The sequence below is a fragment of the Lentzea sp. NBRC 102530 genome, from assembly GCF_030269365.1.
Classification (GTDB): domain Bacteria; phylum Actinomycetota; class Actinomycetes; order Mycobacteriales; family Pseudonocardiaceae; genus Lentzea.
This window is the reverse complement of record NZ_BSTF01000011.1, coordinates 85202-106844: the sequence shown is the minus strand read 5'-3', so window position 1 is coordinate 106844 and position 21643 is coordinate 85202. Positions and strand designations below refer to the sequence as shown.

15 protein-coding genes are annotated in these 21643 nt (G+C 70.4%); 6 read left to right on the top strand and 9 right to left on the bottom strand.

What is annotated here, in order from left to right:
* The first annotated feature begins 37 nt into the window (after positions 1–37).
* On the top strand, positions 38–799 hold the full coding sequence (locus QSK25_RS27880) for an NmrA family NAD(P)-binding protein (RefSeq protein ID WP_285642599.1): 762 nt from the start codon (positions 38–40) through the stop codon (positions 797–799).
* Between the two features lie 250 nt (positions 800–1049).
* Here QSK25_RS27880 and QSK25_RS27875 read toward each other — a convergent pair whose 3' ends face one another.
* From QSK25_RS27875 to QSK25_RS27850, 5 genes are all read right to left on the bottom strand, one after another.
* A complete protein-coding gene (locus tag QSK25_RS27875; RefSeq protein ID WP_285642598.1) occupies positions 1050–2000 on the bottom strand; it encodes a LysR family transcriptional regulator in 951 nt (316 codons plus the stop codon).
* A gap of 222 nt (positions 2001–2222) precedes the next feature.
* Entirely contained in the window at positions 2223–3497 is a 1275-nt protein-coding gene (locus QSK25_RS45460; RefSeq protein ID WP_352236428.1) for a PhzF family phenazine biosynthesis isomerase, read from the bottom strand.
* A gap of 15 nt (positions 3498–3512) precedes the next feature.
* Positions 3513–4907, bottom strand: coding sequence for a P-loop NTPase family protein (locus QSK25_RS27860; protein ID WP_285642597.1), 1395 nt, complete (start codon positions 4905–4907; stop codon positions 3513–3515).
* Positions 4904–6703 carry a dynamin family protein gene (locus QSK25_RS27855; protein ID WP_285642943.1) on the bottom strand — a complete coding sequence of 600 codons (1800 nt, stop codon included), beginning with the start codon at positions 6701–6703 and terminating at the stop codon, positions 4904–4906. Before QSK25_RS27855 ends, QSK25_RS27860 begins: the two co-directional genes overlap by 4 nt.
* 213 nt (positions 6704–6916) lie before the next feature.
* Entirely contained in the window at positions 6917–7816 is a 900-nt protein-coding gene (locus QSK25_RS27850; RefSeq protein ID WP_285642595.1) for an IniB N-terminal domain-containing protein, read from the bottom strand.
* A 221-nt stretch (positions 7817–8037) separates the two neighbouring features.
* Here QSK25_RS27850 and QSK25_RS27845 point away from each other — a divergent pair, with 221 nt between their 5' ends.
* The 3 genes from QSK25_RS27845 (at position 8038) to QSK25_RS27835 (ending at position 13852) form a co-directional block, all read left to right on the top strand.
* The gene (locus tag QSK25_RS27845; protein WP_285642593.1) at positions 8038–9261 is read left to right on the top strand and encodes an Hsp70 family protein; all 1224 of its coding nucleotides are present in this window, start codon (positions 8038–8040) and stop codon (positions 9259–9261) included.
* A gap of 2 nt (positions 9262–9263) precedes the next feature.
* Entirely contained in the window at positions 9264–11579 is a 2316-nt protein-coding gene (locus QSK25_RS27840) for a helix-turn-helix transcriptional regulator (RefSeq protein ID WP_285642592.1), read from the top strand.
* A 227-nt stretch (positions 11580–11806) separates the two neighbouring features.
* Complete coding sequence (locus QSK25_RS27835; RefSeq protein WP_285642590.1) at positions 11807–13852, top strand: diguanylate cyclase domain-containing protein; 2046 nt, start codon at positions 11807–11809, stop codon at positions 13850–13852.
* Here QSK25_RS27835 and QSK25_RS27830 read toward each other — a convergent pair.
* The 4 genes from QSK25_RS27830 to QSK25_RS27815 form a co-directional block, all read right to left on the bottom strand.
* Positions 13827–14324, bottom strand: coding sequence for a DUF2165 domain-containing protein (locus tag QSK25_RS27830; protein WP_285642589.1), 498 nt, complete (start codon positions 14322–14324; stop codon positions 13827–13829). The genes QSK25_RS27835 and QSK25_RS27830 overlap by 26 nt on opposite strands.
* A 72-nt stretch (positions 14325–14396) precedes the next feature.
* Positions 14397–18191 (bottom strand): nSTAND1 domain-containing NTPase, encoded by a 3795-nt coding sequence (locus QSK25_RS27825; RefSeq protein WP_285642587.1) that lies wholly within the window; start codon positions 18189–18191, stop codon positions 14397–14399.
* Positions 18192–18451: 260 nt separating this feature from the next.
* Positions 18452–19351, bottom strand: a complete 900-nt coding sequence (locus QSK25_RS27820; RefSeq protein ID WP_285642585.1) for an LCP family protein — start codon at positions 19349–19351, stop codon at positions 18452–18454.
* A gap of 46 nt (positions 19352–19397) precedes the next feature.
* The gene (locus QSK25_RS27815; RefSeq protein WP_285642583.1) at positions 19398–20339 is read right to left on the bottom strand and encodes a nucleoside hydrolase; all 942 of its coding nucleotides are present in this window, start codon (positions 20337–20339) and stop codon (positions 19398–19400) included.
* Here QSK25_RS27815 and QSK25_RS27810 point away from each other — a divergent pair.
* Together QSK25_RS27810 and QSK25_RS27805 are read left to right on the top strand one after the other, a co-directional pair.
* Positions 20338–20838 (top strand): GNAT family N-acetyltransferase, encoded by a 501-nt coding sequence (locus tag QSK25_RS27810; RefSeq protein ID WP_285642582.1) that lies wholly within the window; start codon positions 20338–20340, stop codon positions 20836–20838. The two genes, QSK25_RS27815 and QSK25_RS27810, sit on opposite strands and share 2 nt — an antisense overlap.
* A 56-nt stretch (positions 20839–20894) precedes the next feature.
* Positions 20895–21374 carry a hypothetical protein gene (locus QSK25_RS27805; RefSeq protein WP_285642579.1) on the top strand — a complete coding sequence of 160 codons (480 nt, stop codon included), beginning with the start codon at positions 20895–20897 and terminating at the stop codon, positions 21372–21374.
* The last annotated feature ends 269 nt before the right edge of the window (positions 21375–21643 follow it).

Below are 21643 nucleotides of genomic sequence, written 5' to 3'. Positions count from 1 at the left end.
ACTTTCCAAAAGTTAGCACTTTCCGCAACCTGGGGACATGACGATCCTCATCACCGGAGCCACCGGCCAACTCGGCAACGCGGCAGTCCGCCACACCCTCAAGCGCACGACCGAGCCGGTCATCGTCTCGGTCCGCACCCCGGCCAACTTCACCCTCGAGGGAGTCGAGGTCCGCCAGGGCGACTTCAACGCCCCCGAAACCCTGAACTTCCGCGGCGCCGACAAGCTCCTGATCGTCTCGGCCGACGACCACGACACCGCCACGCGCATCCAGCAGCACGAGAACGCCATCGCCAAGGCCGTGGAACACGGCGTGGGCCACATCTTCTACACGAGCCTGACCGACGCGACCACGTCCCCGTCCCTCGCCGCCGAGGTCCACAAGGCCACCGAAGAGGCCATCAAGGCCACCGGCATCACGTACACGTTCCTGCGCAACGGCATGTACCACGAGAACTACCTCGGCGCCCTCGCCGCGGACACCGTCGCCCTCTCCACCAAGGACGGCCGGGTGGCGAGCGCCCCCAGGGACGAGTTCGCCGAGGCCGCCGCGGTCGCCCTCACCACCCCGGGCCACGAGAACCAGACCTACGAGCTCACCGGCTCGACGAGCTGGTCCTTCCCCGAACTGGCGGGCGACAAGTTCCAGGACGTCACCGACGAGGACCTGATCGCCGCAGGCGTGCCGGCCTTCCTGGTGGACTTCTTCAAGAACATCCGCATCGGCACCTTCGCCGAGGTGCGCCCGGACCTCGAGAAGCTCCTGGGCCGCCCGACCACCCCGATCAAGGTCGGTTGACGCACGCACGGGACCGCAGTCGTCAACACAAGGCGACGGGCTGCTTCACGCCACGCCAGCCGGTTCCGCCTGCCTCGGCGATCGGGGCTCGACCTCGAAGGGCGGGAGGCCGACCCGCAGAGGCTCGAGGTCAAGCCCCAATCGCACCCCAACTCGTCGAACCGACCCGCGCGAGCACCCGCGCAACCGCGGCCCGACCAACCCCACTGGAACAGGAACCCACCAACGGCACCCGCGCCCCAGAACCAGCTCAGTTGAACTCCGGATGTGCCTCCGGATGCGCGTCCCACCACTTCCGGTACTCCGGGTTCCGATCCAGCACCGACCGATAAGCCTCAGCCGCACAAGCGAAAACCTCGTGCGCCCGCCCGGCCACCGGCGAATCCCGCCGCATGGCCACGAAGATGTCGGTCATCAACGGCATCCCCCGCAGCCGCCGGATCACGATCCCCTCCCCGCCCCGGGACGGCGCGGCGGCGAACGAGACACACCCGCCGGCCACCAGCCCGCGAGCCATGCTCGCCTCGCCGGTGTGGTGGGTCAGCCGAGGCACGAACCCGGCATCAGCGCAGACCTGGAACATCTGCGTCCGGCTGCCGATGTGCTGGGGCGGCGGCGTGACCCAGTCCCGGTCTGCCAGCAACGCCAGGTCCACCTCCTCCAGCGCCGCCAACGGATCCGTCTCCGGCAACGCCACGAAAGCCGGTTCCGTCACCAGCTTCCGCAGCTCGATCCCGGCCAGGTCCCGGGCGTGCATGCCGTCGAAGAACTCGAACAGCGCGACGTGGACCTGCCCGCCCTCCAGCATGTCCACGATCTCGGCGGACGAAGGCCGGACCTCGGCCCGGACATCGGAGTTCAACGCCCTCAGCCCCGATACGAGCGAAGCGAAGTAAAGGATCGGCACCGACCCGACCACCAGCGGCCCGCGCCGGTCCGACGACCGCGTGTTCGCCATCAGCTGGGCCATCTCGTCCAGCACGAGCCGGGCGGTCCCCAGCACGCGCCGGCCCAGGTCGGTGGGCACGCAGCCGTTGCGGGTCCGGTCGAACAGCTGGCCTCCGACCAGCCGCTCCACCGTCCGCAGTTGCGCGGACAGCGCAGGTTGGGTGAGGCCGAGTCGTGTGGCGGCCTTGGTGACGCTGCCTTCCTCGGCGATGGTCCGTACCGCGCGGAGGTGGCGTAGCTCCAGCTCGGGCATAAAGACCTTGTATCCCCCTTCTGAATGCGCCACCACCCTTCGATCGGGGCATAGTGGCTTTCGATCGATCTTCCGGCCCGGCGCTTGCGGCAGCGCTCAACGGGTCCGGTGCGGGAGGGTGCGCACCCCTCGGTTCGACGCTGCTGTCACGTACCCTGCGCTGCGGGGCAGCGGCGTCGAGCCCAAGGAAAACCGAAGAAACCCGGAGAGCCAGGGGGAAACCTAGGGGATCACCACGGCCGCGCCCGTCACCGACACCCGGCGATCCGGCCGTGTCGCGTCGACCTCGAGGCGCGACGGCCGCCCCATGTCCTCGCCCTGCGAGATCACGAACCGCTGCGGCCCTTCGAGATCCCGCAGGTAACCGCCGAACGCCGCGGCGGCAGCCCCGGTCGCCGCGTCCTCGACCACCCCGCCGACGGGGAACGGGTCGCGCGCGTGCACCAGACCGTCGGGCGCGCGCCAGAACAGGTGCACCGTCGTCAGGTCGTGCGCCAGCATCAGATCGCGCAACGCGTCGAAGTCGTAGGACAGCGAACGCAACTGGTCGCGGTCCTTCAACGGCACCACCAGATGCCGCGCTCCGCCGAACGCCACGTGCACGGGCAGCGAGCCGATCTCCTTGTACCCCAAAGCGTCCAACGCGGCGGACACCAACGCGGGATCAGCCGGAGCAGAACTCGTCGGCACGCTGGTCAGCGTCGCCGTCCCCGCGGCCGTGGCCACGCTGATCTCCCCGGCGGGCGTGTGGAACGTGAACGGCCCGTCCCCGAGCCGTTCGGCCAGCGCCACGGAGGTCGCGATCGTCGCGTGCCCGCAGAACGGCACCTCGGCCACCGGGCTGAAGTACCGGACGTCGAACTCCCGCGGCCCGCCGGGGAACACGAACGCCGTCTCGGAGTAACCGACGCGCGCCGCGATCCCGAGCATCTCGGCCTCGCTCAGCTCGGACGCGTCCAGCACCACCCCGGCGGGGTTGCCGCCGGCCGGATCGGTGGAGAAAGCGCTGTACCGCAGGACACCCTTGTCGCTCATACCCCGGTCCAACGCGAAGCAGTGCTGAAGCCTTCCATCGATCACCTTGCTGGTGAAGTACCGCAGCCCGGCCTTCTCCAGCACCCGCTGCGAGGCGGCGTTGCGCTCATCCGTCCCCGCGATCACCCGGTCGGCGATCGCCAGCGCCTTGTCCCGCAGTTCCACGGCAACGGCGGACGCGATCCCGCGCCCCCACCACGCGGGGTCGATCCAATAGCCGATCTCGATCTCGCCGAGATCCCCGTCGAGCATCTGCGCGAGCCCGACCACCACGTCGTCCAGGACGACGACGTGCAGCCCGAACCCGTGCACCTCCCAGTGCTCCAACGCCTGCGCGTGCCGCAACGACACGTACTCGCCGCTCCACGGCATCCCGTTGCCGACGAACGCGGTGATCCGCGGATCGGAGGCCCACCGGAGCATGTAGCCGAAGTGCGAGTCCTCCCAGCGCACGAGTTCCATGGAACCCATCGTGCCTCAGGAGAACTGCGGCAGCAGGCCCTCACACGTGCGAACCACGATCTGGGCGGCCTTGCGGTGGTCGAAGGACGCGTGCACGTCCAACGCCTGGGCCTGCCAGCGCAGCAGCGCGTCGAGCAACGCCTCGCGCAGCTCACCGGGCTCGGCCTCGTACTCGAACCCGAGCCGGGCCGACGGCGCGACGCCCTCGGCCCCGACCAGCCGCAACGCCTCGGTCTGCAGGTCGGCGGGCAGCTTCGTCCGGCCCGACTGCAACGCCGCCACGAGCCGGAGTTCGCGGAAGTCGTGCGCCGACGCCACGACCCGCTCCAGGTCGGCCATCAGCTTGCGGGAGTTCTGCCGCGGTTCCATCCGGAACAGCACGTCGAGCGCCAGCAACGCCGACCGCGCCTTCAGGACCTCGCGCCGTTCGGAGAAGTGGACCGCGATCGAGTCCCGCAGCTCGCCGAGACCGCTGCGCTGCACCAGCTGGCCGGTCAGCTTCACCTGCGAGTCGAAGCCCTGCCGGATCAACGCGGTGATCAGCCGGACGCCGAAGATCCCGAACCGCTCCAGCAACGCCTGCCGCACCGCGGGTTCCATGACCACCGGGAACTGCTCGCCGACGAACCGGTCGGCCGACAACAGGTGGTCCTCGAGCTCCTCGCGGCCCAGTGACGACAGGGTCCGCAACGCCGCGAACTCGTCCTCCCGCAACGTCTTCGCCGCCACCGCGAGCAGCCCGGCGACCGAGACCACGTTCTGGCACAACGGTTGCACGGCCGGGTCACGTCGATAGCGGCGCGCGATCTGCTTGGCCGACGACAGGGCGTCGATCCGCCCGGCGCCGATCTCGTCGGCCCGCGCGAGCACCGCGACGGTGTGCACGGCGGCGGTCCGCGCGATCGGGTGGTCGTTGGCGGACTGCAGGAACTTCAGGTCCTCGTCCTGCACGTGCCGCATCAGATACAGCAACGCGTCCGCGTCCCCGAGCACCTGCTCCGGCGTCGCCTCGGCGGGCGTGTCGATCAGCACGACGTCCCGCAACGTCCGCGCGGGCCAGTCGACGACGACCCGGTCGGACCTGTCGAACTGGCCGGTTTCCACGTGGTTGCGGCTGCCGCGCCGGCCGATCGCGACCTCGTGCGGGCGGCCGGGGCCGGAGAACACGTGCGCCCGTGGCTCGGCGCCGCCGCGGTACCAGACGAACGAGTGCTGCGGCGTGAACTCGTCGCCGATCAGCGCGTTGACGACGGTGGACTTGCCGATCCTCGACCGCCCGGCCACGGCGATCCGCACGGGCTCGGTGTAGCGCTCGACGTGCGAGCGCAGCCAGGCCGTGGCGCGCGGGCTGTCGCGGTAGACGCCGAGCGCCTCCTGAAGCATCGACCAGACGACGCGGTCCAATGTCACGCGGTGAGCTCCATAGCGGGACCCCCGAGTGCCTGCACCCTCTTGTACAGCGTGACGAGCCGGTCCAGCTCCTTGCGCCCCTCGCGCAGCCGGCGCTCGCGTTCGGTCTGGTCGTCCTGCACCGCGCGCTTGGCGCTGCGGGCCGACTCGAGCAACGTCTCCTGCAGCTCCTCGGCGAGGGTGCTGAAGTGGTTGCGCAGCGAGCGCTGGATGTGGCGGCCGGAGTCGCGCACGTCCTTGGAGAACTTCATGAAGAAGTCGTCCACGTGCCGTTGCGCGGCGGCCTTCGCGGCGGCCTGGCGCCGCTTCAGCCGCTGGTCGGACTCGTCCAGGATGGACTTCCCGCCGAACAGCGCACCGGCGCCCAGCGAGATCACGTTGATCAGCGGCATGCCGGCCAGCGAGGTCACCAGACCGAACATCAGCACGCCGCCGTAGGAGCCGCGCAGACCCGTGAAGAGCTTCTGCGGCACCGAGAACGGCTCGATCTTCGGCTTCTCCAGCTTGCTCGCGGGCTCCAGCAGGTCGTCCGGCAGCACCGATCCGGGGATCAGGTCCTCGCGGTAGACGGGGAAGTTCCGCGCCACCTTGGCCGCGACCCACTCCGCGCGTTCCATCAGCCAGGCGAAGTTCGTGGTGGCGGCCTCGTTGAGGTTGTCCTCCAGCCACTGCTCGAACTTGTCCCAGCCGATCGCGGGATCGGCCTCGTCGTAGGTCTTGTCGACCTCGCGCAGGATCTTGCGGGTCCGGTCGCGCAGGTCGTACTCGACGTCGGAGATCAGGTCGGCCATCTCGTCGTTCAGCACGTTCTGCCAGCGCGCGGAACGCCGCCGCAGCTCGTCCACGCGCCGCTGGGCCTCCTGCAACGTCGAGATCGTGGCGACGGTGCGGGACGAGTCGTGCGCCGTCAGCTCCTCGCGCAGCGGCGTGACCAGCTGCGTGATCGCGCTGGACGCCACCACGGCGACGGCCCGGCGGGCCAGCAGGTCGGCGGAGGCCACGATGTCGCTCTGCACGCACGACACCAGCTCGGGGAACCCGGACTCGGCGTTGAGGCGTTGGTCGCCGGTCTTGGCCGCCCGCAGGCGCAACGCCGAGGACACCGGGATGAGCTTCGCGCGGACACCGGCCCGCGCGAGCAGCGCCCGGTTGCGTTCCACGACGGCACGCCACGACGGCACGAGATCGATCTTGGTGACGACCACCGTGACGTTCGGGCAGGCCTCCATGACCTTCTTGAGCAGCGTCATCTCCGCGGCCGTCAGCTCGCCGGTCGCGTCGGAGACCATCAGCACGGCGTCAGCCTGCATGAGCGTCGCGAACGTGCTGGCGGTGTGCGCGGAGCGGGTGTCGCCGACGCCGGGGGTGTCGATCAGGACCAGTCCGCTGTCGAGCAACGCGCGCGGGATGCCGATCTCGGCCCGCACGACGTGCTGCGCGGCCGCCTGTTTCGTCACCTGGTCGATCGGCACAGCGATGCGCTCGGTCGGGGTGTGGAAGATCGAGCCGCCCGCGGACGCGTTGCGGACCAGCGCCGCCGACGGGGTGTCGGCGTGCTGGACGAAGGTCGGCACAGTCGTCGTGATGTCGTCGCCCACCGCGCAGACGGGGGCGTTGAGCAACGCGTTGACGAGCTGGCTCTTGCCTTGTTTGGACTCGCCGACGACGAGAACGCGCAACTTGGGGTCGAGTTGCTGTGCCCGCTTTTCGCGCAGCCGGGCCTCCAGATCGGGCCTCCGGTGCGTGACGCAGGCCCCGATCGTCTCGTCGAGCACGTCGAGCCAGGGCGGTGCCATCACCTGACTCATAGTGCCGTGTTCACCCCCTTGGGTGAAAGCCTCGAACGCAATACCGGTTTTGTTCGAGGGGATGGGGCAGTTCGGGAGGACGGTGACGTTGCTCACCGAGCAAGACGTGAACCGTTTTCAGACTTTTGTCACCACTGCGCCGAGACGACGAACCGGCCCTGACCGCGTGGGTCAAGGCCGGTCCGCGTGGGGGAGGGTGGCTCAGCCGAGCAGGCCCAGGTCCAGGTCGCCGACGACCGGGACGTTGTGGGCCACGTCGGTGACGGTGCCGAGCACGTTGCCGACGCCGGCGGTGTCGCCGACCAGGCCGGTCGCGTGGCCGGCGAGGCCGGTGGCGGTGTCGACGACGCCGGTCGCGGTGCCGGTGACCTGCGTGATGGTGTCGTGGGACTGCACGCCGAGGTCGCCGGTCGCGAGGTCGCCGAGGCCCGAGACGTTGACGGCGCCGAGGTTGGCGTCAGCGCCACCCAGCACGCCCAGCGCGTCGTGGGCGAGGCCCGTCACGCCGCCGAGCTGACCGAGGACGCCGTCGAGGCCGGGCACCGCCGAGGTCACGCCGTCGAGCGGCGCGTCCACGGTCGCGGTCGCGGTGTCGGCCACGTCGAGGACGGTGCCGGTCAGCGGGGACGCGGTCTGGTCGAGGACCGAGGTCACGTCGGTGACGGCGGAGAAGTCGCCGCCCAGGCCCAGGCCGGCCGAGGTGAGCTCGCCGAGGGTGTTGTTGGCGACGAGCAGGTTCAGGCCGTCCACGTCCGCGGCGAGCACGCCGGCCGACGAGGTGTGCAGGTCGCTGAGGCTCACGCCCGACGAGGTCAGCTGCGACGCGACCGCCTGCAGCTGGCTGATGGCGCCGAGCGGGCCTTCGGCGAGCAGGTCGTCGGCCGGCAGGTTCAGGTCCAGGCTCTCCACGGTGGGCAGACCGTCGACGGCGGGGACCAGGTCGAGCACCAGCGGGATGACTTCCTGCACGTCGAGCGCGGTGATGTCAGCCAGACCAGCCTGCTCCAGGGTGCCCTGGGCGTCGTTCGCGAACGCGGCCTTGAGGGTCGGGTCGCTCAGGAGGGTGAGCACGAAGTCGTGGAGGTTGCTGGGCTGGGTCATCGAAGGAGCTCCTGTTGGGGCACGTCGTAGCAAGTGGGGTGTGCGGCCAGAAAGTTATGGGAATCAGGTTTGCACCGGCATCGGGGATCACTCCCAGTCAATCCCCGTTCCCCAGACGGGTGACGCTCGTTGACCCCCTAAGGGATTAGGGGCCTCGCTTGAGCGTCTCTCGTTCACCCGTGTAGGTACTGGTCGCTGCTGCGAACAGGTGAGGAAGAGCTTTGGCGTACGTACTCGGAGTCGATGTCGGGACCACCCGCACGACGGCTGCCGTGTGCCGCCTCGACGGCGCCAGGGATGCCGAGATCGTCCTGGTGGTGCCGTCGTTGTTGCAGCTCACGGACGCGGGGACGTTCTCGGTGGGCGATCGCCCGGTGCCCGGCTGGAGTGCCTCCGGCTTCGCCCGCCGGGTCGGCGACGCGGTGCCGTTCTCGCTGGGTCCCGAGCTGTGCCCGGCCGAGGAGCTCACCGCGCTGCTGATCATGTGGGTGGTCGGCGAGGTCGTCGCCCGGGAGGGTGAACAGCCCCGTCACCTCGCGGTGAGCCACCCGGCAGGGTGGGGCCCCTATCGCCGGGGACAGCTCTACGCCGCACTCCGGGCCGTCGGACTGCACGACGCGACGCTCGTGTCCGAGCCGTTGGCGGCCGCGGAGAACCACGCCGTGCGGTCCCGCGTGACGCCGAACGCGTCGCTCGCGGTGTTCTCGCTGGGCAGCCACGCGTTCTCCGCCTCCGTGGTCAGGCGCGCCCAGAACCGGACGTTCGAGCTGGTGAACCACGTCGACGGGGTCGACCACCACACCGGTGCCGACTTCGACGACCTGCTGCTCGCGCTCGTCCGCGGACGGGCGGGCAAGGACGTGCCCGTGTCGGCCGCCGAGTGCGAGGCGGCGAAGCGGGCGTTCTGGCCGTCCGGTCAGTCCGTGGTGGTCAGCGGCGTGGAGGTCGGGCGCGACGAGTTCGTCGACGAGCTCCGTCCCGCCGTCGAACACCTGGTCAGCACGTTCGTCCGCGCGGTCGGGACGGTGCAGCCCGACGCGGTGCTGCTGATCGGCGGAGGCTGCCGGATGCCGGTGATCGGCGACGTGCTGTCGTCGACCGTCGACTGCCGGGTGCTGGCCGAGGCCGCGCCCGAGCACTCCGTCGCCAAGGGCCTGGCCGTCGCGGCGCGGCTCGTCCTGCTGGGCCCCGAGGTCGAACCCGAACCGTTCGACACGTCGGTCCTGGTCCACACCCGTGAATCCGCCCTGCGCTTCCCCGTCGGCGAGGTGCCGAGCCCCGACGACGACGAGTTCTCCGCTCCACCGCCCCGCCCGCCGGTGGACGTGTCCCCGCTGGAGCTGCCGCCGAGGCGGGTGAAGCGCGTGACGAGCGTGCTGAAGCCCGTCGGACGCCGTTCGAGCTCCAGCTCCCGATCCCGAGATGACGATGAGGACGGCCGTTGAGCGTGACCACGCGAGCCAGGTTGGTGCTGGACGCCTCCGTGCGAGGTGTGCTCGACCGGATCAACGACGCGGAAGCGGGCACGAGCCTGCGCGTCGTCGTTGCGGCGCCTGGTGGTTACGGCAAGACAGCGCTGCTTTCGGAGATCACCAACTCTGCCGTGCGCGTCGTCGACGACGCGCACCTGCTGGATGATGCCGCTCTGCGCGCGCTGACCGCCGAACCGCTGTTGGTGCTGGCTTACCGCCCTTGGCCGCGACAGGCGGTGCTGGCCGAGTTGACCCGTGGCGCCGTCGTCGTGCCCTTGGCACCGTTGACGCGCGATCAGGTGCGTGAGGTGCTGAACGCGCCGAAGCCCGTGGCGGACTTCGTGTTCGCCCAGACCGGTGGCGTTCCTCGGTTCGTGGAACGCCTCGGGGCCGTGTCCGAGGTGTCCGCCGAGGTGCTCGGTGCGTTCCGGGCCGAGCTCGACTGGCTGGACGCGGACCTGCAGAAGTTCCTGCTGGCCGCCGAAGCCGGTGCGGCCCAGCGGCTGGACCTGCTGTCGGCGTTGCTGGACAAGGACTTCGACGAGGTCAGCGACATCATCGAGGCCGCCCGCGCGACCGGGTTGCTGGCCGAGGACGGAACCCTGCTGCCGCTCGCGAACCGCGCGGTCGGGGCGTTGACCAGGGCCGAGCGGCGGATCGCGGTGCGGCAGAAGCTGGCGCAGCTGCAGATGCAACGCGGCGGGCCGGTGCTCGACCTGGTGCGGCCGTTGCTGGACACCGGGATCGGCGGGCCTGTCTTCGTCGCCGCCGCGCGTGAGGCGTTGTCGTCCGATCCCGCGCTGGCCGCGCGGTTGTTCAAGGCCTCGACCGGTGGTGGCACGCCGTCCGCCGAGACCGCGGCCTCGTGGGCGACGGCGTCCGCGATGGCCGGGGACCTCGACGGTGCGTTGCGGCTCGCCGACCAGGTCATCAGCGTGCCGGACTCGCCACACCGGCGGACCGCGGCCGAGGTGGCGGCCGTCGCGCTGGCCCACCGCGGTCAGCTGGCCCGCAGCACCGAGTTGTTCCGGTGGGCCGCGACGCCGTACGCGTCGGCGTTCGCCGGCATCGGGTTGATCGGCACCGGGCACCTGCACGAGGACAACCCGCCGCAACCGCCGACGATGCTCGGCGGTTCGGCTTCCCTGATGCTGCAGGGCGTCCGGCAGTCCGTCGTCGGCGCGGAGACCACCGCACTGTCCACTTTGGTGCGTGCTTCGTCGATGCTCGAACCGGCAGGGGGAGCGGTGCTGCTGCCGGACAGCCCCGCCGCGCTCGCCGCGCTGGTCGCGGTGCACTGCGGTGAGCCGAACGTGGCCGAGTCCGTGCTGGACCGGGCCGTCGAGACCGGGACCGGCGGCGTGCTGATGTCGGTGCGGCACCGGTTGTTGCAGGCCTGGCTGCACATGCTGCGCGGCAACCTGGCCGTGGCACGCGAGACGCTGATGTCGGTGCGCGGGGCGTTCGAGCCGCGGGACTGGATCTTCGCGGTGGCGCTCGAGGTCGGGGTGGCGCGGCGCAACAGCGACCTCGCCACGTTGCGGCGCACCTGGGAACAGGCCTGCGAGGCCGTGCTGCGGCACCCCGTCGACCTGTTCAGCCTGCTGCCGCTGGGGGAGTTCGCCGCCGCCGCGGCCCGGTTGCGCGACCAGGAACGGCTGAGGCCGCACCTCGCGCAGGCCTCGGCTCTGCTGCGGTCGCTGGGAAATCCGCCGTTGTGGGCGACGCAGCTGCACTGGAGCCTGCTGCACGCGGCGATCATCGACGAGAACACCGCCGCGGCCGAGGAACACGCCGGCGCGTTGAGTGCCGTGCGCGACCGCAGCCGGTACTGCGCGACCCTGTCCGCCGCCGCCGAGTGCTGGCTGGACGTCGTCGCCGGCGAGGTCGACGCCGACCGGGTCGAGGAGGCCTCGCGCGGCCTGCACGCCGTGGGGCTGTGGTGGGACGCGTCCAGGCTGGCAGGCCAGGCCGCGATCCGCACGGCCGACCGGCAGGCGATGGTCCGGCTGCTCGACTGCGCCCGGTTGCTGCAGGGACGGCCGGTGTCCGCGCGCAGGGCCGCCGAGGCCGACGTCGTGCCGATCGTGGAGGACGCGGGCAAGCTGAGCGACCGCGAACGCGAGGTGGCGCAGCTCGTCGTGGAGGGCATGACCTACAAGCAGGTCGGCGACCGGCTGTTCATCTCGGCCAAGACCGTCGAGCACCACATGGCCCGGATGCGGCAGCGGCTCGGTTCCACCTCGCGCTCGGACCTGCTGGCCCAGCTGCGCCACATCATCGGGTCCTGACGCCCGTTCACCGTCGCCAACCCTCCGCTGACCGCCTGTCCCTCGATGGAGAGGTGAGGGTTTGGCGTGGTCATGAGAAAATTAGTTCGATCGTGCGCAGGGAAGCGGTAACGCTATGAGGCGGCTATACCCCCGTTGGGGGGAACGGGGCCGTGCAAGGGGACGGTGCGGGTTGCTGGCTGTAGGCTTCCGGACCGTTGCTCGCCGAGCAGGTCAGGTGGATCGATTTGCCGAGCCAGGACGACGCGAGACCGTCACGCCCGCGGGGCCGTGACGAGCTGGCGCGCGACTGGGCGCACAAGGTCAGTCGTACCGCGTACATCCCGTTGTCGGCCGCGAAGCTGACCGAGGAACTGCACGAACTGCTCAACGTCGTCGCCGAGGCGCTCACCGAGGAACCCGGCGTCGCCTCGCTCGTCGGCACGCGGCTGGTCGAGATCCACTGCGTCGGCGCCGAAAGCCTCAGCGTCTCCGTCGACGTCCTCGCCGAGTTCGTGGTGCAGGAGGGCGCGGACGCCTCGTCCGCCGCACGGGTGATCGGTGCCGTCTCCGCCGCGTACACGGCGGCGATCCAGGCGTTCGTGCTGGAGCAGCAGGAGAGCGTCAGCCAGGCGTTGCTGCGGGCGAACCGCGCGGTCCAGCTCGACCTGCAGGCCAGCGAGGAACGCTTCGAGGACATCTTCGCCCACTCGTCCACGGGCATCGCGATGGTGAGCCTCGACGGCGAACTGGTGCGCGCCAACGAGGCGTTGTGCGCGATCCTGCGCCGCGAGGACGTCGACGGCATGACGCTGACGGACCTGATCGCCCCTGCCGACCTGCCGTTGATCAACGACGCCCTGGCCGGGCTGCGCCACGGGCGGATGCGCCGGGTCGAGGAACGGCCGCGCCTCATCGACCGCGACGGCGAGCACTTCCGCGTCCTGCTCGCGGCCACCGTGCAGAAGGACGCCGAGGACAACCCGCGGCACTACGTCGTGATGATCGACGACGACAGCCAGCTGACGTTGCTCGGCGGCCGCCTGCAGTACCAGTCGCTGCACGACGCGCTGACCGGCCTGCCGAACCGCCAGTACCTCACCACGCGACTGGAATCGTTGCTGCACAGCGACATCGAGCACGGCGTGACGCTGTACCACCTCGACCTGGACGCGTTCGCGGTCGTCACCGACGGCCTGGGCAGGGAGATCGGCGACCGGGTGCTCAAGCTCGTCGCCGAACGCCTGAGCGCCGTCTTCGCCAGCGAGAAGGCCATGGTCGCCCGCCTCGAAGGCGACGAGTTCGCCGTCCTGGTCGAGAACGGCCCGGAAACCCCGGACGTGGACACGACGATCCGGACGATCGAACACGAACTGGCCGAACCGACCTACTTCGGCGACCAGGGCGTGGCCGTCTCCGCCACCATCGGCGTCCTGCCCCGCCTGCACCCCGGCGACCACCCGGCCGAGGTCCTGCGCGCGTCCGACATGACGTTGCGCCGCGCCAAGCGCAGCGGCCGCCGCCAGTGGGGCCTGCACGACGCCACCCAGGACAAGCGCGAGCAGGAGGAGTTCGCCCTCGCGGCGGTCATGCCCGGCGCCTGGGAGAGCGGCGAGATCGAGGTCGTCTTCAACCCGGTGATGCGCCTCGACGGCACCGCCCGCGTCTGCGTGGAGGCCGAACTCAACTGGCGCCACCGCGACGCGGGCCTGATCCCGCACGAGAAGTGCGTCTCGATGGCCGAGCACACCGGCCTGATGCTCCCGCTCGGCGAGTGGATGCTCCGCACCGCGGCCGAAACCGCCTGCGCCCACGACGAAATGCTCGCCGTCTGCCTGACCGAGAGCATGGCCAACAGCCCGGACCTGGTCCGCGACGTCCGCCGGATCCTCGCCGACACCGGCCTGCAGGCCAGTCGCCTGCTCCTCGGCTTCCCGGTGCACGTCCTCGCCTCCGAGGACAGCGAGGCCGCCGACAACCTGGACCTGTTGTCCGACATGGGGATCCACATCGGCGCGAGAGACTTCAAGGGCGCCACGGCCGAGATCGAACTGGTCCGCTCCCTGGGCGTGCGAGCCGTGCGGATGAAGGGCCGCTGCCAGAAGCCGGACGAACTGGTCTCGCACGTGCTCAGCGACCTGATCGGCTTCGTCCACGAGGCGGGAGGCCTGGTGGTCGTCGAGGCGATCGAGGACGCCGAGCAACGCGACTGGTGGACCGAACTGGGCGCCGACGCGGGCGTCGGCGCCGCCTTCTGCGTGGAACCGACTACGGAGTGGCCTTCTCCCGCCTGAGGTGCACCAGCACCAACGCGAACCCGGCGATGGTCACCATCCGCAGGGCGGCCGTGATCCCGTTCCAGTCCTTCGACTGCCACATGGCGAACCATTCACCGCCGATCGTGATGAACCCGCCCAGGAACAGCGCCACGACCATCATCAGCCCGGCGGAGGCGAACCTCCGCGCGCTCTCTTCCTTGTCGCGGAGGTACGCGATCGTGCCGGCGGTGAGCAGCACCGCGGCGATCGCCTCCCACCCGATGATCGCGACGTAGACGATCGTGACCACGACGGGGCTGGTGATGGCCCGCCACTTCAGCCCCTCGCCGAACGTGGTGTCCATGGCGAGCACGTGCTGGACGAACGCCTCGTTGGTGCCGTAGTCCGTGACGTTGCCGAGGACCACCAGAATCATGTTGAGGGCGATGAACCCCACGGTCACCGCCACGACCGCGCGCAAGCTGCCGACCCGAGCAAGAAGACGCATGCAGCGGACAGTAACCGATGGGGTGCGGCGCGTGAGACCAGTTGCGCGGGACCGGTCAAGCCGCCCCGCCGCTCAGCAGGGGTCCTGGAACTCCACCTGCGGCAGCCGCGACTGCCACAACTCCTCGGTCAACGCGCCCCGGGTCGTCGCGCAGATCCGCTCGGCCTCGTGCTCGGCGTCGATGTCCCAGAACCGCAGCACCCCGTCCCCGCCGCTGGTCAGCAGCACCCGGCTGTCCGGTCGGAAGTGGACGGACGGCTCGGCCCCGGAGGCCAGCGACATCTGCTGCCCGAGCGCCCTCGCCTTCCCCGGATCGCTGATGTCCCAGAGCCGGAACGTCTTGTCCGCGCTGGCGCTGGCCAGCGTCCTCCCGTCCGACGTGATCGACAGCGAGCTGACCTGCTGCCCGTGCCCGGTGAGCACGCCGATCGCCCTCGGCTTCCCGCGCTCGCGGACGTCGAAGAGCCGGATCGTCTTGTCGGTCCCGCCGGTGATCACCGTGTTCCCGTCCGGCGTGAAGACGATGCGCTGCACCGGTTCCACGTTGCCGGTGACCGGATCGCCGATCGGTGCGGCCTTCGCGGGATCGCTGACGTCCCACAGGCGGAACGTGCGGTCGGTGCTCGCCGTCGCCAGCGTCCTGCCGTCGGGGCTGAACGCCACGTCGTTGACGTACTCGCGGTGCCCGGTGAGCGGTGCGCCCAGGGGCTTCGGGTGCGCCGGATCGCCCACGTCCCACAGCCGCACCGACTTGTCGTCGTTCCCCGTCACCATGATCCGGCCGTCGGGCGAGAACCCGACCGTGGAGCTGAACCGGGTGTCGAGCACGAGCGGTGAGCCGAGCGGGGTGACGGCAGCGGGATCGCGCGTGTCCCACAACCGCACCGACTGGTCCGTCAGCCCGTTGGCGGTGGCGAGCACCTTGCCGTCCGGCCGCAGCTTGGGCCTGATCGTGCCGCGGTCCGGCCCGACCACCACCGTGCCCAGCGACGTGATCGGGTCCTTGCCGCTCCACAACCGGGCCGTGCGGACGCCGTCGCCCGCCACCAGCAGACCGCCGTCCGCGCTGAACACCGGCTGCACCAGGTTCGTCGCGCGGACCAGGACCATGTTCTGCGGCAACGACCACAGCCGCACCGCGTTCTCCCCGGAACCGGTGGCGAGCGCCCGGCCGTCCGGCGTGAAGCCGACCGCGAACACCCCGCCGCTGGGCGCCGTCAGCGGCCTGCCGATCGCGCTGGGCGCCGACGGATCGCTCAGGTTCCACAGCCGGGCGGTGCCGTCCGCGGCCCCGGACGCGAGCACCTGGCCGTTGGGGCTGAACTTCACCGACCACACGCCACCGGTGTGGCCCACCAGTGCGTCGCCGACCGGCTCCTGCGTGGCCGGGTCCCACAGCCGCACCGTCGAGTCGTCGCTGCCCGAGGCGAGCAGCGTGCCGTCCGGGCTGAACGCCACGGAGTGCAGCCCGTCGCTGTGGCCGGTCATCGGTTTGCCGACCGGCGACCTCGACGCCACGTCGTACAACCGGATCGTGCGGTCGTCGCCCGAGGTGGCGAGCGTCCGGCCGTCCGGGCTGAACGAGAGGGTCCTGACCGCCGCGGCCGCGCCGGCCAGCGGTTCGCCGAGCGGACGCAGCGCGGCCGGATCGCTCACGTCCCACAGCCGGGCGGTCTTGTCGTCGTTCGCCGCGGCCAGCGTGCGGCCGTCCGGGCTGAACTCCAGCAGGTAGGTGATGCCGTTGCCGGTGTCGACTGTCTCGAGCAACCGGGGGTTCGCCCGGTCCGCGACGTCCCACAGCTTGATCGTCCGGTCCTCGCCGGTGGTGGCGAGCACCCGGTCGTCGGGGGAGAACACAGCGGAGCTGAGCCATCCGGCGTGGCCGGGGAGCACCGCCAGCGGCTTCGGGTGCGACCGGTCGCGCACGTCCCACAACCGGGCGGTGCGGTCGTAGCTCGCGGTCGCGAGGACCGCGCCGTCCCTGGTGAACGACGTCAGGTAGACGGCGCCGGTGTGGCCGTGCAGCGGTACGGCCAGCGGGGTCTGCTGGTTCGCGAGCAGCTTCGAGCCCACGTCCAGGTCGTCCGGCCGCATCCGGTGCGCGGCGAGCAGGAGCTGGGCCGCGACCGACGGGTCGGTGTCGGCGAGCCGGTCCGCCTCGGCCACCACCTGCCGGAACACCGCGTCGTTGCGCTGCCTGACCGCGATCACCGCGGCGGTGGCGGCGATCAGCGCGAACACCACCACGAGCGACACGGCGCTGCGCCGCAGCCAGACGCTCTTGCGGTGCTGGCGTTCGGACGCCCGCACGAACTCCTTGGCGACCGTGGTGACGTTCTGCTGCTGACGCACGCCCTCCAGCCGTGCGCCGCGGTAGAGCAACGACGAGTCGTGCCCGTGCTCGGACCACGCCGCCGCGTCCTCCTCCAGCCGTTGCCGGGTGAGGTTGCCCGCCCGGTCCTCGTCGATCCAGCTGCGCAGCCGCGGCCACGCCTGGAGCAACGCCTCGTGCGTGATCTCCACCGAGCCGGCGTCCGCGGTGATCAGCCGGGCGTGCGTGAGGACCTCGAGGGCGCGTTCCGTGGCGGGCAGGTTCGCGCTCGCCTCCAGCAGGCTGTGCCGGCTGCCGCGGCGGCGCGTGTCCTGCGTGTCGTCACCCACCCTGACCAGGCGCAGGAGCAGCTGGCGGGCGGCGGCGCGGGCCGGTTCGTCGAGGTCGGACCAGGCCCGTTCCGCGGTGGCGGCGACGGCGCCCTGGATGCCGCCCGCCGCCCGGTAGCCCGCGGTCGTGAGCCTGCCCGCCTGCCTGCGTTGCCAGGTGGCCAGCAGCGCGTGGCTGAGCAGGGGGAGCGCGCCCGCGTCGTAGGCGTCCTTGCCGCGCCTGTTGTGCGTGCCGAGGTCGCGCAGCATCACCTCGACCAGACCGGCCTCCAGGTGCAGGCCCGCGGCCTTGGCCGGGTTCGCCACGGCCTCGCGCAGTTCGGCCGCGGACATCGCGCCGAGCACCATCTGCCTGGTCTGCAGGGCCTCGGAGAGCTCGGGGAAGTCGAGGCAGCGGGCGTAGAAGTCGGCCCGGACGCCGAGCACGACCGCCGTCCCGCCCGCGGCCGCGTGCAGGGCCTGCACGAAGATCCGCAGCCGGTCCTCGTCGCCGCCGAGGGTGAAGGCCTCCTCGAACTGGTCGACGATCACCACCCGGTCGCCGACCGCGTGCTGCACCTGCTGCGCGAAGGAGTCGGTGTTCTCCAGCGCGGGGACGAGTTCCGGCACCTGGAGCGTGAACTCCTTCAACGGGTCGGTGCCCGGCGAAATGACGACCGCCTCTTTGCCCAGCCGGGGGAGCACGCCCGCTTTCAGCAAACTCGACTTACCGGCGCCCGATGCGCCGACGAGCATTGTGATGCCGTTTTCGCTCAGCTTTTCCAGAAGCGCGTTCGTCGCCCTTTCCCGCCCGAAGAACCAATTCGCGTCCTCGGGACCGAACGCGCTCAGGCCCATGTACGGGCAGACGGCGTTGTCCTCCTGCGGTGGCGGGCCCTGGTCGGTGACGGGGCTCGCCAGCGCCTCTTCCCAGAGCACGCGCCACGCGTCGAGTTCGTACAGACCGCCGATCGCCGGCTGCGGCCTGCGCTTGCGGGCCTCGCCGATCAGGACCTCGAGGACGGCGCTCAGGCCGCTGAACCGCGCGGGCACGTTACGCCCGCGCCGCCAGTCGCTCACCCGTTGCGCGGGCACCCGCAGCGGCCTGCCCCGTTCATCCGTTCGGCGGGCACGCGCGACCGACTCCGTGACTCGTTTCAGCGGAGGGTCGCCTGCCTCCGCGTAGAGCAGCGCGAACCGCTCCGCGAAGACGCCACGGGGTCCCAAGCGGCCTCCTCCCCGTCCGGACCGGAAAACTCCGACCGCACGTCTGAGCTGCGGCGCACGCACCGCACAGGCAGTCGAAGACCCACCATAACGAGGTGGTCTGACAACCTCGACCGGACGTCCTTTCAACCGGCGGGAGACCGTGGGAGTGGCAGTGACCGACTGGGGCAGGGCAACCACGGCTGAGGAGCGCTGGGGGTCTCCTCAGCCGTGGTCCGCGGGGATGGTTCCGGATGACTGGCAGGGCGCGGCCTGCTGACTCACGCTGCTTGCCAGAGAGCGTCCGCCTCCGGCTGCTTCGGCTGGACCCGGTTCGGGTCGGGCAGATAGGTCTCGGTCGGCAGCGTCACGTAGGTGATCGCGTCCGGTTTCAACGCGGTGAGCTTGCCCGCGAGATCGGCCAGTTGCGCGATCGATCCGATTTCGGAGTCCGTGACGATCGACCTCGTGAGGATGTCGGCGAGTTCGAGCGTTTTCTGCGGGCTCGCGAGCCAGTTCTCGTTCGCGAGTTTCTCGCTCAACGCCCGCATGAACAACTGCTGGTTCTTGATGCGGTTGAGGTCGCTGCCGTCACCGATGCTGTAGCGGGTGCGCACGAATGCGAGCGCCTGCGTTCCGTCGAGTTTCGTCGGACCGGCCGGCACGTGCAGTCCGCTCTTCTCGTCGTCGATCGCCTCGGGCATGGTGACGTCGATGCCGCCGAGCCGGTCGATGACGTCGCGGAAGCCGTTGAAGTCGATCTGCACGAAGTGGTCGATCCGCATGCCGCTCATCTGCTCGACCGTCGCGACCGTGCAGGCGGCGCCGCCCGTGGAGAAGGCGCTGTTGAACATGGCGAGCGCGGCGGGAGGGTTGTTCCCGCACCGCGGCCTCGGCACCATCGTGTCGCGCGGGATGCTGATCACGCGGGCCGTGTCGCCCTTCGCGTTCAGCTGGACGACCATGGCGGTGTCGGACCGGCCGTCGTCCTTGCCGATGAGCAGGATGTTGAGGGGGCGGCCCGGCGTCGACGGAGGCCTGGGGTGGGTGATCTCCTTCGCGAGGTCGACGGTCTTGAGGTTGCTCTCGAGCCGCCAGTAGGAGCCCCCGACCACGACGCCCGTCGCGATGACCACGGCGGCCCCCGAGACCACGAGCCATCGTTTCAAGTGGACGTTCATGCTCCCTACGGTCCCCGGCGATTGTTCGGTTCCCGTAGGCGAATTGTCATGGTTGTGTCACAGCGTGCCTCAGCTGGTCGAGGAAGGTGGCGTGGTCGGCCGTGACGGCGTACCTGGCCTTCGTGCGTTCGGGCGCGACGTCACGGCCGAACGGGCTGTCCGGGGCGAGGAACCGTTGGTCGGCAACGATCTTGCCCCGCGTGTAGCGCCCGGTGAGCTCGATCGCGAACCGGTCCTCGTGGTAGGAGGCGAGGTGTGGTTGTGCGAGGATCGCCGCCGCCAGGGGGTCGTGCGGCACGAACCCCTTCTTGCCGAGGAAGCTGCCGTAGAAGTCCGCGTAGAAGCCGAGGATCCGCCGCGGATAGCAGTCCAGTGGGAGCGCTTCCAACCACTCCTGCGGCGCGTGGCTCGCCATCGTGACGTCGAGGCCGACGATCGTGAGGTCCTCGAAGCCCGCCGCGAGCACCAGGTCGGCCGCCTCCGGGTCGTGCCAGAAGTTGGCCTCGGCGTGGGAGGTGATGTTGCCGGGCACGTTCAGCGCCCCGCCCATGACGACGACCCTGCGCAGCAGGTCCGGCAGCCGAGGCTCGATCTGCAGCGCCAGCGCCACGTTGGTGAGCGGCCCGATGGCGAGGAGGTCGAGTTCATCCGGGTGTGCGCGAGCCAGGTTCGCCAACTGCTCGGCAGCGCTCTCCTGCGTGTGCGTGGTCGCGGGTTCGTCGCCGGCGTACCCGCCCAGCCCGTCCTGGCCGTGCACGTCCTCGGCGGTCATGAGCGGCTGGGCCAGCGGTTTCGCGGCACCCATGGCCACCGGCGCCTCGATGTTCAGCCGCTCGACGAGCCTCAGCGCGTTCTTGGTGGCCTGCTCCACCGGCACGTTCCCGTGCACCGTCCCGATCGCCACTATTTCGATGTCGGGTTGCGCGCGCAGGTAGTACAAAGCGAGGGCATCATCGATGCCGGGGTCCGCGTCGACGATGATCCGCATGCGTTCGATCTTGGGGGAAGCCGTGACAGTCCGTCCAGCGGTCGTGACCGACGCACCCGCCGTCGCCCACGTGCACGTGCAGGCGTGGAAGGACGCGTACCGCGGCCTGGTGCCGGACGAGGTGCTGGACGGCCGCTCGATCGAGCGCAGCACGGAGATGTGGGAGCGCGACATCCCGCACGGCGGCGTCTGGGTAGGCCTGGCCGGCGACGAGGTGGTCGGCTTCGCCTGCGTGGGACCGTCCCGCGAACCGGACGCGGAACACGAGCTGTACGCGATCTACGTGCTGGCGTCCGCCTACGACACCGGCCTCGGCTTCGCGCTGGCGTCGGCGGCGCTCGAGGGCAAGACCGACGTGGGGCTGTGGGTGTTCGAGGACAACCCGCGAGCGCGCCGCTTCTACGAGCGGTTCGGCTTCCGCACCGACGGCCTCGTGAAAACCGAGACCATCGGCGGTGTGGCGTTGGCCGAGATGCGCTACCGCCTCACCGCCGACTGACTTCGGCACCACCCCGGCTTACCATCACCTCTGTCGCCGAGCCGGGAGCCGCAACGATGTTCCGACCAGCCTTCCGCCGCAACCTGGAGTCCACCGAGATCTCCATAGCCGCCAAGGTGTTCGGCGACGCCCTGGACCTCAGCGCCCTGACCCTCGCCGAGGGAGGCCTGCTGGGCAGCTTCGGCGTGGCCAGAACCCTCCCCAGACTGGTCACCTTCCCCAAGGGAGTCCTGACCACACCGCAACACCAGGCGCGGTACGAGCGCTGGCTGGTCCACGAACTGACCCACGCCTACCAGTACCAGCACGGCCGCAGCGTCCTGAGCCTGCTGCCCACCGCCATGGCGGGCTTCTTCAACAAGAGCCTCTACGACTACGGCGGCGCAGAAGGCCTGCGCGACAAGACCTTCGCCGACTTCAACACCGAGCAGCAGGCCAACATCATCGCCGACTACTACTACCTCAGCACCTATGAGCCTCACCGCGACCTGACGGCCTACGAGCCCTACATCGCGCACGTCCGCTCAGGAGCCTGAGCCCGCCGGCCAAAAAGATCAAGCTCCGACCGCGTTGCCGCTGGTCAGAGCTTGATTTCACCCGGCGAAAGGTGGTGCCCCAGGCAGGATTCGAACCTGCGACACACGGTTTAGGAAGGCACGACAGACCTAGGTCCTATCACGTCCGCTGACCTGCCGCTTCGGCTGCTTTCGTTGTGGCGCTTGGGTTCCGCGTTTCGCGATGGTTTCGCGGTTCGCGTCCTGCCATTTCGCGGCCATCAACCCGATCCCCAGCCTGCACGCGGCCG

What these genes read in the sequence shown, in the direction of transcription:
- QSK25_RS27850 (WP_285642595.1), bottom strand. Translation starts at nt 7,816, where the DNA reads ATGACCCAGCCCAGCAACCTCCACGACTTCGTGCTCACCCTCCTGAGC.
- QSK25_RS27815 (WP_285642583.1), bottom strand. Translation starts at nt 20,339, where the DNA reads ATGCGGATCATCGTCGACGCGGACCCCGGCATCGATGATGCCCTCGCT.
- QSK25_RS27830 (WP_285642589.1), bottom strand. Translation starts at nt 14,324, where the DNA reads ATGCGTCTTCTTGCTCGGGTCGGCAGCTTGCGCGCGGTCGTGGCGGTG.
- QSK25_RS27820 (WP_285642585.1), bottom strand. Translation starts at nt 19,351, where the DNA reads ATGAACGTCCACTTGAAACGATGGCTCGTGGTCTCGGGGGCCGCCGTG.
- QSK25_RS27810 (WP_285642582.1), top strand. Translation starts at nt 20,338, where the DNA reads ATGCGTTCGATCTTGGGGGAAGCCGTGACAGTCCGTCCAGCGGTCGTG.
- QSK25_RS27875 (WP_285642598.1), bottom strand. Translation starts at nt 2,000, where the DNA reads ATGCCCGAGCTGGAGCTACGCCACCTCCGCGCGGTACGGACCATCGCC.
- QSK25_RS27855 (WP_285642943.1), bottom strand. Translation starts at nt 6,703, where the DNA reads ATGGCACCGCCCTGGCTCGACGTGCTCGACGAGACGATCGGGGCCTGC.
- QSK25_RS27880 (WP_285642599.1), top strand. Translation starts at nt 38, where the DNA reads ATGACGATCCTCATCACCGGAGCCACCGGCCAACTCGGCAACGCGGCA.
- QSK25_RS27805 (WP_285642579.1), top strand. Translation starts at nt 20,895, where the DNA reads ATGTTCCGACCAGCCTTCCGCCGCAACCTGGAGTCCACCGAGATCTCC.
- QSK25_RS45460 (WP_352236428.1), bottom strand. Translation starts at nt 3,497, where the DNA reads ATGGAACTCGTGCGCTGGGAGGACTCGCACTTCGGCTACATGCTCCGG.